The 14,242-nt window shown below is 63.1% G+C and carries 13 protein-coding genes; 5 read left to right on the top strand and 8 right to left on the bottom strand.

The genetic code is table 11. From position 1 onward, the window contains the following. Window positions 1-107: 107 nt before the first annotated feature. Both nosP and nahK read left to right on the top strand, forming a co-directional pair. Complete coding sequence (gene nosP / locus ACIO0C_RS12405) at window positions 108-1,271, top strand: nitric oxide-sensing protein NosP (RefSeq protein ID WP_401312152.1); 1,164 nt, start codon at window positions 108-110, stop codon at window positions 1,269-1,271. Next, complete coding sequence (gene nahK / locus ACIO0C_RS12400; RefSeq protein ID WP_401312149.1) at window positions 1,201-3,834, top strand: hybrid sensor histidine kinase/response regulator NahK/ErcS'; 2,634 nt, start codon at window positions 1,201-1,203, stop codon at window positions 3,832-3,834. The genes nosP and nahK overlap by 71 nt, the downstream gene beginning before the upstream one ends. A gap of 177 nt (window positions 3,835-4,011) precedes the next feature. Here nahK and ACIO0C_RS12395 read toward each other — a convergent pair whose 3' ends face one another. From ACIO0C_RS12395 to ACIO0C_RS12370, 6 genes are all read right to left on the bottom strand, one after another. After that, complete coding sequence (locus ACIO0C_RS12395) at window positions 4,012-4,677, bottom strand: response regulator transcription factor (RefSeq protein ID WP_008056546.1); 666 nt, start codon at window positions 4,675-4,677, stop codon at window positions 4,012-4,014. A 56-nt stretch (window positions 4,678-4,733) separates the two neighbouring features. After that, on the bottom strand, window positions 4,734-5,291 hold the full coding sequence (locus ACIO0C_RS12390) for a PQQ-dependent catabolism-associated CXXCW motif protein (RefSeq protein ID WP_401312145.1): 558 nt from the start codon (window positions 5,289-5,291) through the stop codon (window positions 4,734-4,736). A gap of 234 nt (window positions 5,292-5,525) precedes the next feature. Continuing rightward, window positions 5,526-6,317 carry an ABC transporter permease gene (locus tag ACIO0C_RS12385; RefSeq protein ID WP_401312143.1) on the bottom strand — a complete coding sequence of 264 codons (792 nt, stop codon included), beginning with the start codon at window positions 6,315-6,317 and terminating at the stop codon, window positions 5,526-5,528. Continuing rightward, a complete protein-coding gene (locus tag ACIO0C_RS12380) occupies window positions 6,314-7,042 on the bottom strand; it encodes an ABC transporter ATP-binding protein (protein ID WP_401312141.1) in 729 nt (242 codons plus the stop codon). The genes ACIO0C_RS12385 and ACIO0C_RS12380 overlap by 4 nt, the downstream gene beginning before the upstream one ends. Next, a complete protein-coding gene (locus ACIO0C_RS12375; protein ID WP_401312139.1) occupies window positions 7,039-7,998 on the bottom strand; it encodes a YVTN family beta-propeller repeat protein in 960 nt (319 codons plus the stop codon). The genes ACIO0C_RS12380 and ACIO0C_RS12375 overlap by 4 nt, the downstream gene beginning before the upstream one ends. Before the next feature lie 28 nt (window positions 7,999-8,026). Then, complete coding sequence (locus ACIO0C_RS12370) at window positions 8,027-9,211, bottom strand: ABC transporter substrate-binding protein (RefSeq protein ID WP_401312137.1); 1,185 nt, start codon at window positions 9,209-9,211, stop codon at window positions 8,027-8,029. Window positions 9,212-9,368: 157 nt separating this feature from the next. On the opposite strand from ACIO0C_RS12370, the gene ACIO0C_RS12365 reads away from it, so the two are divergent. From ACIO0C_RS12365 to ACIO0C_RS12355, 3 genes are read left to right on the top strand one after another with little or no spacing between them, the layout of a single operon-like run. After that, window positions 9,369-9,491 (top strand): hypothetical protein, encoded by a 123-nt coding sequence (locus ACIO0C_RS12365; RefSeq protein WP_401312134.1) that lies wholly within the window; start codon window positions 9,369-9,371, stop codon window positions 9,489-9,491. A gap of 2 nt (window positions 9,492-9,493) precedes the next feature. Then, entirely contained in the window at window positions 9,494-10,756 is a 1,263-nt protein-coding gene (locus tag ACIO0C_RS12360; RefSeq protein ID WP_401312131.1) for a histidine kinase, read from the top strand. After that, window positions 10,753-11,391 carry a response regulator gene (locus ACIO0C_RS12355; RefSeq protein ID WP_401312128.1) on the top strand — a complete coding sequence of 213 codons (639 nt, stop codon included), beginning with the start codon at window positions 10,753-10,755 and terminating at the stop codon, window positions 11,389-11,391. The genes ACIO0C_RS12360 and ACIO0C_RS12355 overlap by 4 nt, the downstream gene beginning before the upstream one ends. Window positions 11,392-11,536: 145 nt before the next feature. Here ACIO0C_RS12355 and ACIO0C_RS12350 read toward each other — a convergent pair whose 3' ends face one another. Together ACIO0C_RS12350 and exaA are read right to left on the bottom strand one after the other, a co-directional pair. After that, on the bottom strand, window positions 11,537-12,184 hold the full coding sequence (locus ACIO0C_RS12350; protein WP_401312125.1) for a pentapeptide repeat-containing protein: 648 nt from the start codon (window positions 12,182-12,184) through the stop codon (window positions 11,537-11,539). Between the two features lie 95 nt (window positions 12,185-12,279). Next, a complete protein-coding gene (gene exaA, locus ACIO0C_RS12345; protein WP_401312123.1) occupies window positions 12,280-14,172 on the bottom strand; it encodes a quinoprotein ethanol dehydrogenase in 1,893 nt (630 codons plus the stop codon). Between the last annotated feature and the right edge of the window lie 70 nt (window positions 14,173-14,242).

The raw sequence follows: 14,242 nt of genomic DNA, 5'->3' as shown, positions 1-14,242 counted from the left end.
GTGTCTCCTCCCATTGAAGCGGCTACCTGCTACCCAAGTAGCATTCGTGGCACTCGGCTGGCTTCGTACACTCGAGCCTCACACACACGCACCTGCTGGAGGCGACGATGGAGCAGGTCCAGAACGAAGGGATCGTCAGTGCGATGTCCCAGGCCACCGATCCGCAGCAGGTGGCGCAGGAGCTGGCGCGGCAGTTGCTGCATCCGCACCTGGGCTTCGTGCTGTTTTTCTGTTCCGCCGAGTACGATTTGCCGGGGCTGGGCCAGGCCTTGCAGCAAGGGTTCGGCGGCATACGCCTGGCGGGTTGCACCAGCGCCGGCGAAATCACTGCCCAGGGTTATGGGCGCAATTGCGTGACGGCGGTGGGCTTTGATCATCGGTACTTTTCCATCGCCCTGGAACTGATCGACGAAATGGAGTACTTCAGTCTGATCGACGCGCAGCAGATGGTCGAGCGCCTGGTCAACGGCTGTCGCAGCAACACCCTGGCGCCCATCAAGGGCCACAGCTTTGCCCTGACGTTGCTCGATGGCCTGTCCAGCCGGGAAGAAATGGTCCTGGCCGCCTTGAGTGCGGCGCTGGGCGATATTCCGCATTTCGGCGGCTCGGCCGGTGACGACAACTACCTGACCCACACCCATGTCTATTTCGACGGCGGGTTTCACAGCGGCGCGGCGGTGGTGGTGCTGGTCAATACCTGGCTGGACTTCGAAGTGTTCACCACCCATCACATCCTGCCGCGAGCGGAGAAACTGGTGGTCACCGGAGCCGACAGCGCCTCGCGGCGGGTCTTCGAACTCAACGCCGAGCCGGCCGCCGCCGAGTACGCCCGGCACATTGGCGTGCCAGTAAGCGAACTCGACCACCGGGTCTTCGCCGCGCACCCCTTGGCGGTGCGGATCAACGAGCAGTATTACGTGCGCGCCATCCAGCAGGTTCATCCGGACCTGAGCCTGAGTTTTTATTGCGCGGTGGAAAACGGCATCGTGCTCACCGCCATGACCCCGGGCCCTATGCTGCCCAATCTTCAGTGTCTGTTCGACGGCTTGCAGCAACGGCTCGGCGATCTGTTGCTGACCATAGGTTGTGACTGTTTCCTCAGGCGCCTGGAGCTGGAAGACAACGGCAGCCTGGACCTGATCGGCAGTTTTTTGCGCGAACAGCGGGTGATGGGGTTCAACACCTACGGAGAACAGTTCAATGGCATGCACATCAACCAGACCTTCACCGGCGTTGCCATTGCCCGCGGTCGGTCCCGTGGACAGCGCTGAACTGCGGGCGCAAATCGCGGTCCTGCAGCACGATAATCAGAAACTGCAGCGCATCAACGCGGCGCTGATCGAGCGCATCGAGTCCGGCGTCACCCGCGGCAACGATCCGTACGCCGCCTTCCAGCATTCGGTGGTGTTGGCCGAGCAGGTGCGTGAACGCACCGACGCCTTGAACCAGGCCATGGCCGAGCTCAAGGCCGGCAACCATTTGCTCAGCGACGCCCGCCTGCGCGCCGAGACGGCCCATCAGCACCTGATCGATGCCATCGAGAGCATTTCCGATGCCTTCGTGCTGTTTGATGCCGAGCAGCGCATTGTCTTGTTCAACAGCCGCTTCAAGGCGTTCTGGAGCAACAGCCGGGTGCGGATCAACGCCGGCATGCGCCTGACCGAGGTCAAGCGCCTGATGCTCAACAATGGCCTGTTGACCGAAGAACCTCGCGGGCATGCCGACGAAAACCTGTTGTATCGCTTGCAGGACGGTCGCTGGCTGCAGGTCAGCGAACGGCCGACCCAGGAGGGTGGGCGGGTGATCCTGTTCACCGACATCACCGACGTCAAACTCAGCGAAACCGTGCGCCGCGAGCAGGCGGTGGCGCAGAAATCGCACTTGCTGCAACGGGCGGTCGACAACTTGTCCCAAGGGGTGGCCATGGTCAACGCCGAGGGCATTCTCGAACTGTGGAACCGGCGCTTCCTCGAGCTCAGCGGCCTGGCGCCGGTGGCGGCCCATCGTCCGTTTGCCGAAGTCATCGCCGACAGCGAGTTGACCCTGCTGACCCCGGCCAGCCGTGGCGCAAACGGGCGACCCGTGCAGGAGTGCGAGCAGCGCCTGTGCGACGGCCGGGTCCTGGAAATTCGCACCCATCCGTTGCCCACCGGCGGCTTCGTCAATACCTTCACCGACATCACCGAGCGCTACCAGCACGCGCAAGCCCTGAGCGAAAGCGAGCGCTGGATTCGACTGATCACCGACCATGTGCCGGCGTTGATCGCCTACCTCAATGCCGACCTGGTCTACGAGTTTACCAACAAGGTCTACGAGCAATGGTATTGCTGGCCGCGCGGGGTGATGCTCGGCCAGAGCCTGCGCGAAGTGCACAGCGAGCAGCATTACCAGCGCCTGGAATCGTACGTGGCGCGGGCACTGGCCGGGGAGAGCGTGACCTTCGAATTCGCCGAGACCAACGTCAACAATCAGGAGCGCTACATGTTGCGCTCCTATGTGCCCAATCGCATGGCCAGCGGCGAGGTGGTGGGGATCTTCGTGTTGATCCGCGACATCACCGAACGCCGCCGTACCGCCGAGGCGCTGCACCAGGCTTATCAGAATCTCGAACTGCGGGTGCGCGAGCGCACTGCTGAATTGACCACCCTCAACGACCAGTTGCTGCGCGAAATCGACGAGCGTCGCCGGGTCGAGTCGCGCTTGCGCGAGGCCAAGCTGGAAGCGGAACAGGCCAACCTGTCGAAAACCAAGTTTCTCGCCGCCGTCAGCCACGACCTGCTGCAACCGCTGAACGCCGCGCGGTTGTTCACCAGTGCCTTGCTGGAGCGACGCGAGCCGATGGCCAACGAGAATCTGGTGCGCAATGTCAGCAATTCACTGGAAGACGTGGAAAACCTGCTAGGCACTCTGGTGGATATTTCCAAGCTCGATGCCGGGGTGATCAAGGCCGACATTGCGCCGTTCGTCTTGAGCGAACTGCTGGAAAACCTTGCCGCCGAATACACCCAGGTAGCGCGCAGCGAAGGCCTGCAGCTGCATTTCATCCACTGTTCGGCCCTGGTGCGCAGCGACATCCAGTTGCTGGCGCGGATCCTGCGCAATCTGTTGAGCAACGCTATTCGCTACACCTACAGCGGTCGCGTGGTGCTGGGTTGCCGGCGTCATCACCAAAGCCTGTCGATCCAGGTCTGGGACAGCGGGATGGGCATCGCGGAAAATCGCCTGGAAGAGATCTTCCAGGAGTTCAAGCGCGGTGACGTGCAGCGCCCCGATCAGGATCGTGGATTGGGCCTGGGCCTGGCGATTGTCGAGAAGATTGCCGGCATCCTCGGGCACCGCATTGACGTGCGTTCGTGGCCGGGCAAGGGCTCGATGTTTTCAGTGGAAGTGCCGATGAGCGCCACCGCGCCCAAGCCATTGCCGAGCCTGCTGATGAGTGAACCAATGCTCGAACGGCTGCGCGGAGCGCGGGTCTGGGTGCTGGACAACGATGCGACCATTTGCGCCGGTATGCGCACGTTGCTCGAAGGTTGGGGGTGTCGCGTGGTGACGGCGTTGTCGGAAGACGATCTGGCGCGACAGGTGGACAACTACCATGCCGGTGCCGACCTGTTGATCGCCGACTATCACCTGGACAACGACCAGAACGGCGTCGATGCCGTCGCGCGGATCAATGCCCGCCGTGCTTGCGCGATCCCGGCCATGATGATCACCGCCAATTACAGCAATGAACTCAAACAGCAGATCCGCGAACTGGGCCATACCCTGATGCACAAACCGGTGCGGCCGATGAAGCTGAAGACGGCGATGAGCCATTTGCTCGCCAGGCCCTGAATTCTCGGTGTCGGTGCTGGCCTCATCGCTGGCAAGCCAGCTCCCACAATGGATGTGTGCTGTTCACAAATTGAAGTGCACCCCTGGAGATTGGATGGGTGTCCAACTTCTGGGGCGCATTTCAAATCCCTGTGGGAGCTGGCTTGCCAGCGATGGCTGCGACACGGTCTACCTGTTTCACCGCCGCAAATATGACCCGAAATCGATATCCCCGGCACTCAGGATCGCCTGCACCCGGTTGTGCACGTTGAGCTTGCGCAGGATCGCCGAGACGTGGGCCTTGACTGTGGTTTCGGCGATTTCCAGGGTGTAGGCGATCTGTTTGTTCGATTCACCCTTGGTCATGCGCTCCAGGACCTGCAATTGCTTGCGGGTCAGGGCCTGGAGCAGTTCCGGCGGGAAGCTCGGGGCATCGTTCATTCGCCGGTGCGTGCTGCTTTTTGCAGTACGGATGATGTCCGGCGGCAGGTAGACATTGCCGTTGAGAATCTGCTGGATCGCCTCGGTCATCTGCGCGCGGGGCGAGGACTTGGTGATGAAACCCACGGCTCCGTAGGTGATGGCTTGGAGGACGATCTGCTTGTCCTGCTCGGCGGAGACGATGACCACGGGAATCGTCGGCGCTTCGTTGCGCAGGTTGATCAGGCCATTGAGGCCGTGCATGCCGGGCATGTTCAGGTCGAGCAGGATCAGGTCCAGGTCATCGTGTTCCTGGGTCAATGCCAGGGCACTGTCCAGATCGGCGGTTTCCATCACCTCGCTACCAGCAAAGCCATCGCTGATGACATTGTGTATGGCTTCGCGAAACAGCGGGTGATCGTCGGCAATCAGAATTTTGTACATAGCCTTTCACCTCATTATTTTGATTATGGTGTGGCAACAACACGCACGCGTAAAGCTCAGGGAAAGGGTTCGGGCAGGGCTGGCGTGACCGGCAGCCTGGCCGCTTGCCAGGCGTCGAGGCCATCGCGATACCAATACAAAGACTTATAGCCCAGGCTGGCCGCGCGTTTGACTGCGTTCCAGCTCAACCAGCAGTCGGAGCGGCAGTAGAAGACCAGCGGTTGCGTCGGGTCGCCGCTGGTCAGCTTTTTCAGATTGCCCGCGAAATAGTCCTGCCATGGCGGCGTCAGCTCACCGTCGCCGGTGTTCGCCAGCCAATGGCTGCCGGGCAGGTTTTCGTGGGACTGGTCTTCGATGAAGCGGCCTTGCAGCCATTGGCGACGGTAGACGTCGATCAGCACCGGGCGCGGGTTTTGCGCCAGCAGAGTTTGCAGGGCAGGGGTGTCGACGATGGTTGCGCCTTGCAGCTGGGGTGGCGTCGGGCTGCGGTACAGGTCGATGCGGTAACCATCATCGGAAAACAGCGGGGTTTGTGCGTGTGCGCCGCCCAGCCACAGGCTCAGCGACAACGCAGCGAGTGTGGGACGCAACAGGTGACGTCTGGCACGCGGCATGGGGTAGGTCCTTATAGTTATGAACCCATTACATGCCAGTCGCGATGCGTTGGGAATGCGACGATAGACAGGTCGAACCAGTACTAAAGTCGTAATTTTTCCCTGTCTGATCGTTCCCACGCTCTGCGTGGGAATGCCGCAACGGACGCTCCGCGTTCGGCTCTGGAAGGGACGCAGAGCGTCCCGGGCTGCATTCCCACGCGGAGCGTGGGAACGATCAAACAGGGGGGGGTGTCAGGTTGATTTGCGTACGGCGGCGTGCTGCGGGTTGAAGGTGAGCACGGCGAGCAACGCGAACAACAGGGTCAAACCCGCACACACCGCCAGCGCCAGCGGATTGAACCGCTCATACAGCGCAAAGCGCACCAGCTCCACCGCATGGCTGAACGGGTTCACCGCGCACAACCAGTACAGCCACTCGCTGGCCTCGCGCATTTTCCACAGCGGATAGAGCGCCGAAGACAGGAAAAACAGCGGGAAAATCACGAAGTTCATCACCCCGGCGAAGTTCTCCAGCTGGCGGATCGCGTTCGACAGCAACAGGCCCAGTGCGCTGAGCATCAACGCCACCAGCAACAGCGCCGGCAGGGCGATCAGCAAACCCATGGCGGGCGGGCGCACGCCGTACAGCCAGGCGATCGCCAGGAAGGCATACACCTGCAGCAGCGAAATCAACGCGGTGGCCAGCAGCTTGCTGCACAGCAGGAAGGTCCGCGGCAGGGGGCTGGTCAGCAGCACGCGCATGCTGCCCATCTCGCGGTCGTAGACCATCGACAGTGACCCCTGCATGCCGTTGAACAGCAGGATCATGCAGGCCAGCCCCGGGATGATGTAGACCTCGTACGGAATATAGGTGTCGTAGGGTTCGATGATGGCGATGCCCAGTGCGGCGCGAAAACCGGCGGCGAACACCAAGAGCCACAGCAACGGCCGCACCAGGGCGCTGAGAAACCGCGTGCGTTGCAGCACGAAACGCAGCCACTCGCGCAGCACGATACCGCGCAAACATTGCCAGTAAGCGTTCATCGGGCAGCTCCTGTGGTCAGGCGAGTGAAGGCCGAGCCCAGGTCGCCACCGTGTGCAAGGCTCAGTTCGTCGGCCTGACCACTGGCTACCAGGCGGCCCTGATGGAGGATCAACAAGTCATCGCCGGGCTGCACTTCGTCGAGCAGATGCGTGGTCCAGAGCACGCTGATGCGCTGCTCGTGGCACAGCGTGCGAATGTGCTGGTTGAGCGCCAGGCGACTGGCCGGGTCGAGGCCGGCGCTGGCTTCGTCGAGCAGCAACAGGCGCGGTTCATGCAACAGGGCGCGGGCGATTTCCACCCGCCGACGATGGCCGCCATTGAGTTCGCGCACCCGTTCGCCACGGCGCTCGCCCAGGGCCTGGCGAGCCAGTTCCGCATCGACCCGCAAGCCGGTCTGGCGACGGGACAAGCCATGCAGGGCGGCGTGGTAACGCAGGTTCTGCTCGACGCTCAGGTCCAGGTCCAGGGTGCTTTGCTGGAACACCACACCCAGCTGTTTGAGCGCCGGGCGCGGGGCGCTGCGCAATGAACAGCCGCCGACCCGGATGTCGCCGTGCTGCAGATCATAGAGCCGGGTGAGCAGCGCGATCAGGGTCGATTTACCGGCGCCGTTGGGCCCCAACAGCGCGGCGAAACGCCCGGGTGCCAGGCTGAAGTTCACCTGGCGCAAGGCCTCCCGAGGCCCGTAGGCAAAGCTCAGATCGCTGACTTCCAAGGCGTTCATGGGGTCACCACCACGCCCCATGGATAACGTCCGACCTTCACCGATTTGCTGACCTTGAGGTGGTCGACATCGATCACCGAGACATCGCCGCTGACGCCGTTGGTGGCGAGCAACTGCTTTTGATCCGGGGTGAACGCCAGTTGCCAGACACGCCGTCCCACCAGCAGGTAATCGAGGATTTCGAAGGTCTTGGCGTCGATCACCGCCACATGGTTGGCCGGGCCCAGGGCAACGAAGGCGTACTTGCCGTCGGCGCTGAGCTTGATGCCCACCGGTTGCACTTTATCCGGGTGCACGCCCTTGATCTGGAAGTTCAGGGTCTTGAGGATGTTGCGGTTGGCGACGTCGAGAATCGTCACCGTGCCACCGATCTCCGCCGAGGCCCAGAGCTGCGAACCGTCGTTGTTGAACTCGACGAAGCGCGGCCTTTGATCCACCAGCGTGCTGTCGGCCAGAGTCTGGGTACTGGTGTCGATCCAGTGCAGCATGTTGGTGGTTTCGCTGGTGTTCACCGCCCACTTGCCGTCGGGGCTGACGGCCATGCCTTCGGGCTCGACGCCGACGTTGATCTGCCCGAGCACCTTGGACGTCTCGGTGTCGATCACCGTGACCAGCGCATCGTCTTCGTTGGAGACGTACAGCCAGCGGTTGTTGGGGTGCAGGGCAAATTGCTCGGGGTCCTTGCCCGAGGGCAGTTCCTTGATGATCTTGCGCGTGGCCACGTCCATCACCTGCACCCTGTCCGAGTCGCTGGCGCAGATGTACAGCAACGTGTTGTCATGGGACAGCAGCAGGCCGCGGGGGCGCTGGCCGACGGTCAGGGTGTCGGTGACTTGCAGGGTCTGCATGTCGATCAGGCTCAGGCTGTTGTCCTTTTCGTTGGAGACCCAGGCGGTGCTGGCCGTGGCGTGTCCGGCGGCGAGCAGCAGAACGCAAGAAAGCAGGGTGCGGCGCATGGCAGTTTCCTTGTTGTAGTTGTTGTAGTCAGGGAAAGCGGCAGCTGACCTCGGGTTTGTCGTAACCCAGGCTGTCCATCTCGTTGGAGGGGTGCAGGAAGCCGTCCTGGGGCGAGGTGCTGACCAGGGCCCGCGGCTGCACGATCGGAATCGGTTGGCGCAGCTGGCCGTTCCACGGGCGGTAGCTGAGCTTGCGTCCCTTGAAACCGTCCAGCGGCAATTGGTCGCTGATTTCCAGGTCGCGGATTGCCATCGGCTCGGTCTGCCGCGATTTGCTCACGGCGCTGGCGATGCTGCGCACGGCGATCCACGCGGCGAAATCGCGGTCATTCATCCAGCGTCCGGCCAAGGCTTCGAAGCGCTTCTGTAATTGTGCGGCGCCGTAGGTTTCCACGGTCTTGTGCCAACCCACCGGGGTCAGGCCCTGGGTACCGGCAACCGGACGCGGGTACCAGGTCTGGTACGGCACGTACTCACCGAAATCGCCGCGCTCATCGGCCACCAGCACCACGTCGTATTCGGCGGTCTGGGTGAACAGCGGCATGTCGGCCTGGGCGCTGCGCCGTTGATCGTTATCGAAGCTCCAGGGTTTTTCCGCCACCAGTTGCAACCCGAAGCGCTTGGCTGCGCGGCGCAGGGCTGCGGCATAGGCTTGATCGTCCGCGGTAGGGCCGACAATCAGCAGCGCCCGTTGCCATTTGCGCAGCACCAGAAATTGCGCCAGCGCGTCGGCAAGCATCGCCCGGCTCGGCAGGCTGTGCAGCACGTTGGGCAGGCAATCGGTGCTGCGCAGGCTGTCGTCGGGGCTGCCGGCGTTGAAAAGAAGGCTATCAGGCAGCGCTGCACTGAGTTGGCGCAGGCTGCTTGCAGGTGCGTTCACCACGAACAGGCGCAGACCCTGCTCGTGCTGCGATTTTGCTGCACTGAGCAAGGCATCGGGGCTGTCGACGCTGGTGCTGACCAGGCTGTAGGCGTGATTGAGAAAGCGCCCGGTACTGTTGCTGTCGGTGATCGCCAGTTCGGCACCGCGCAGCCCGGCGTCGCCTGGCTCGGGGATGACGTTGGACAGCAGCGGACCGGGGTCCGGGCGATAACCCAGGTAGCCGATCCGCACCTGCAATGGCGCATCCGCCGCCTGGCTCTGGGTGACCAACCCCGCGGCGCACACAATCGCCAGCAGGTAGATCAAGGCGTAAGGGGCAAGCTGGCGCATAGGGCACTCCATTACAGGTAGTGCCAGCATAGGAAGCCCTTTCAGCCGAGGAAATATGCAGAAAGTACCGACCAGCCAGTACCAAGGTAGTAGCCCGCACCGGGCGGCGCGGTTTTAGCATGGTCAACAACGGCCACTGCTCTGGAGGGGATTGACCATGCGTATCGTCAAGGCACTGCTCCTGCCGCTTCTTCTGATCCTGACCCTGATCGGCGTCGACCGGCTCCACGGCCCGCGTCCCGTGCCGTTGCAGGTCATGCCCGCGACACCGGGGCGCTAGGCATGTCAGCCCTGTGGCGGATCAATCTGTGGGTCTTCGGCTTTTTTGTGCTGGTCACCCTGGCGTGCATGGCCTTGTTGGTGCATCAGGCGCTGGAGGATGTGGAGCGTGAGCTGCAATCGGCCGAAGCGGTGGTCGAGTACCTGAGCGAAACTGCCGAGCGTGACCCCGTCAGCCTGCAACCGCGACTGACCCAAGGCCTGCGCCACGTCCGCGTGCGCTGGCTGGCGGCGGATGAACAATCGCTGCAACCGGTGCAGAAGGGACTCGATGCCTGGCTGGGGCGCCTGCTGTTCGCCGAAGTCCGTCACGGCGTAAGAGTCCTCGATCTGGCGGATGGCCGACGGGTGCAGATTGCCGTCGATCCACACGATGAAATCGACGAAGTCTGGGATTCCCTGCAACAGCTGCTCAGCCTGTGCGCGATGGCCCTGGTGGCCAGTCTGCTGACCATCCGCTGGGCCGTGCGCCGGGGCATGGGTTTGCTCGACGAGCTGCTGCGGGCGTTGCAGCAGGTTTGCGCCGGCCAGCTCAAGGTGCGCCTGCGCCCTGAAGGGGGGTCGGAGGCGCGGCAACTGGCGAGGCATTTCAATCGCATGACCGGCGCGCTGGAACAGGCCGGCAGCGACAACGCCCGGCTGACCCAGGCCTTGCTGGCCGTGCAGGAACAGGAACGTACCCAACTGGCCCAGACCCTGCACGACGATCTCGGTCAGTACCTGGCCGGGATCCGTGCGCAGGCTTGCCTGTTGCGCCTGGCGGCCGATCAACCGCAGACCGTCGAGCGCACGACGCGGGAGCTGGAGCACAACTGCGAACACCTGCAGCAAGGCTTTCGGGCGCTGGTGCACAACCTCTATCCGGTGGTCCTGCAACACCTGCCGCTGGCCGAAGCCATCACGTTGCTGGTGGAGCAATGGCAGGGCCGGCAGGGCATCGAATGTCGGCTGCGGCTCAGCGCGCAGTTACCTACGCTGTCGGCGCCAGACAAAACCCACCTGTACCGCTTGCTGCAGGAAGCCTTGACCAACATCGCCCGGCACGCCGACGCCAGTCAGGTGCGGGTACGCCTGCAACATCACGGCGCCCGCTTGCGCCTGCTGGTGCGCGATAACGGTCGCGGTGCCGCGCAGCCCCAGCGCCCCGGCGTCGGGCTGTATTCGATGCGCGAACGTGCCCGCAGCCTGGGCGCAGATTTGCGCATCATCAGCCATCCCGGTGCCGGTTGGGCGCTGGCCTTGAGCATGCCTTTGGAGGTTTCATGAGTATTCTGCTGGTCGATGACCATGCGGTAGTCCGCCAGGGCTACGCCAGCCTGTTGCGAGCGCTGTTGCCGGCGATGGAAGTGCGCGAGGCGGCAACGGGCGAGGAGGCGTTGCTGCGGGTCCAGGAGAGCGTGCCGCATTTGGTGATCATGGACTTCGGCTTGCCGGGTATCAGTGGCCTGGAAACCACCCGGCGTTTGCGCCAGCGCCTGCCGCAATTGCGGGTACTGTTTTTCAGCATGCACGATGAGCTGCCACTGGTGCGCCAGGCACTGGAGGCCGGGGCATCCGGCTACCTGACCAAAAGCTCGGCGCCAGAAGTGTTGATCGAGGCAGTGCGCCGCGTGCTCGCCGGGCATGCCTACATCGAGCAGCCGCTGGCCACTCAACTGGCCTGCCATGCGCAACAGGATGCCAGCGACCCGCGCTTGCAGAGCATGACCCAGCGCGAGCTGGAGATTTTCGTGATGCTCGCCAAAGGCACCCCCGTGCGGCAGATTGCCGAGCAGTTGAGCATCAGCAGCAAGACGGTCTCCAATCACCTGACGTTGCTCAAGAGCAAGTTGCAGGTGAGCTCCCATGCCGAGCTGGTGCATTTGGGAATTGATATGGGGGTGGTGCGCAAGGCCGGTTGACGCGCTATCACAGGCGTTGCAGGCCCCCTGTGGGAGCGGGCTTGCCCGCGATGGGGGCATTTGAATCAACATTGTTGTCGACCGATGCGCCGCCATCGCGGGCAAGCCCGCTCCCACAGAGTCACGCGTCAACTGACGAACCGGTTCATTTCTCCCATGTCGTCGGGCACCCCGTGCAACCCTCCATGTTCGCATCCTGAAAATTCGCGTAGTGCTGGCGCGAGCCGCTGAGGTTGGCGTTCTCCAGGTTGCTTTCGCCCAACTTGGCCTCTTGCAGGTTGGCGTCGCTGAGGTTGGCGTCCTTGAGGTCGGCCTTGCTCAGCCAGGTCATCTCCAGGTCGGCGGCGCGCAGGTTGGCGTTGTGCAACCTGGCCCCGGAGAGGCGGGCGAATTGCAGGTAGGCGGCGCTGAGGTCGGCGTTGGCCAATTGCGCGCCCTGGGCGAACAGCCCCCAGCCCTGGATCGCCACCAGCGTAGCGCCGGTGAAGTCAGCCAGGCGCGCATTGCTTTGTTGCAGGCTGGCGCGGGTCAGGTTGGCGCCTTGCAGTTGGGCTTTTTCCAGGTTGGCCAGGTCAAGGCGGGCGTGGCGCAGGTCGACCTCGCGCAGGTCGGCGCCGCTGAGGTTCATGTTGCGCAGGTCCTGGTTGCGCAGGTTGGCGCCCTTGAGATTGGCGCCGGGGCACTGGCTGTGTTCGGCGATGGTGCAGCCGTTGATGATCAGTGGGGTGTCGTCGCCTTCGTCGGCGTGGACCAGCGGCAGGGTCAGTAGAAGAAACAGGGGCAGGTATTTCATGGCAGGGTTCTCTGGGGAGTGAGATTGCCGAACGGACGCAGAGCGTCCGGGGCTGCATTCCCACGCAGAGCGTGGGAACGATCAGGTGTAGAGGCTTACTTTTTAGCCACCTGGTTATCCCAGCTCGGAATCTTGAACACCCAGAACGACCCGCCCTGGGCCACCGGTTTGGTCAGCTCCGCCATGTCGCCGCCCCACAACGGCACCGCGCCGCCATAACCGACGGTCACGCCGATGTATTGCTCGCCGTCCTGTTCCCAGGTGATCGGCGGCGAGACGATGCCGCTGCCGGTCTGGAATTTCCACAGCTCCTTGCCCGTCTTCGCATCGAAGGCTTTGAAGAAACCATCGCCGGTACCGGTGAACACCAGGTTGCCCTTGGTCGCCAGCACGCCGGCCCACAGCGGCAGGTGTTCCTTGTGCTCCCAGACCACTTTGCCGGTGGTCGGGTTCATCGCCCGCAGGGTGCCGACGTGATCGTCGTACATGCGCTTGATGCGAAAACCCATGCCCAGGTACGCCGAGCCTTTCTTGTAGTTGACCTCCTCGGTCCAGTACTCCTCTTTCCACTGGTTGCCCGGAATGTAGAACAGCCCGGTGTCCTGGCTGTAGGCCATGGGGTTCCAGTTCTTGCCGCCGAGGAACGGCGGCGAGACTTCCACTGGCTTGCCCTTGGTTTCCCCGGGCAGCGGCTTGGCCGGCCGCTGGCCTTCGTTCTCCACCGGGCGCCCGGTCTTGAGGTCGATGTGGCTGGCCCAGGTGATGTTGTCCACGAAGGGAAAGGCGTTCTGCAATTTGCCGTTGTTGCGGTCGACCACATAGAAGAAACCGTTGCGGTCGGCGTGGCCGGTGGCCTTGACCGTTTTGCCGTCCTTGTCCTTGTAGTCGAACAGCACCAGCTCGTTGTTACCGGAGAAGTCCCAGGCATCGTTCGGCGTGTGCTGGTAGAACCACTTGACCTCGCCAGTGCTTGGGTCGACACCGACCTGGCCCGAGGTGTAGAGGCTGTCGTAGTCGTGCGGGTTGCCGTCCTTGGCGGTGCGCGCCCAGGTGTTCCAGGGGCCCGGGTTGCCGGCGCCGACGATGATGGTGTTGGTTTCGGCATCAAAGCTGGCGCTCTGCCAAGGCGCGCCGCCGCCATGGCTCCAGGCCTCGACCTTGCCGGTTTCAGTGGTTGGGTCGTTCGGCCACGACGGCGCCTTGACGTCGCCGGTCGGGGTGCTGTCCTTGCCGTTCAGGCGACCCATGTGACCTTCGACGAAAGGCCGCATCCAGACTTCTTCGCCGGTGTCCGGATCGCGGGCGTAGAGCTGGCCGACCACGCCGAATTCATCGCCGGAACTGCCGTGGATCAGCAGCACCTTGCCGTTGGTCTTGTCCTTGATCAGCACGGGCGCGCCGGTCATGGTGTAGCCAGCGGCGTGGTCGCCGAATTTCTTGTTCCACACCACTTTGCCGGTGTTCTTGTCCAGGGCGATCAGCCGCGCATCGAGGGTGCCGAAGTAGATCTTGTCGCCGAAGATCGCCGCGCCACGGTTGACCACGTCGCAGCATGGGCGAATGTTGTCCGGCAGGCGATGGTTGTAGGTCCACAGGCGTTTGCCGGTCTTGGCATCCAGGGCGAATACCCGCGAATACGAGCCGGTGACATAGACCACGCCGTCGCTGACGATGGCCTGGGATTCCTGGCCGCGCTGCTTCTCGTCGCCAAACGAATACGACCAGGCCGGGGTCAGCTTGAACACGTTCTTGTCGTTGACCTGGGCCAAAGGGCTCCAGCGTTGGGCGTTGGTGCCCATGCCGTACTGCAGCACGTCTTTCGTCGTCAGGTGGTCGTTGGCAATGTCTTCCCAACTGACGTTTTTGCCAGCGGTGGCCGGGGTGGACTCGGCATGACCAGTAGCACTCAGGGACAGGCTGGCGACCAGCAAAAATGTCTGCACGGCGACGGTCAGGGGGGAAAGGGCGGGTAGCGATCTTATTGTCATGGTTGCAGTTCCCAGTGGAGGTTTTGACCTGCACAGGGTGGGGTGCCGAGGCGGGCGGCGGATACGGAAA

This window comes from Pseudomonas sp. NPDC087336, from assembly GCF_044744285.1.
Taxonomy (GTDB): Bacteria; Pseudomonadota; Gammaproteobacteria; order Pseudomonadales; family Pseudomonadaceae; genus Aquipseudomonas.
The sequence above is the reverse complement of the archived record's forward strand: the minus strand, read 5'-3'. Positions and strand labels throughout refer to the sequence as shown.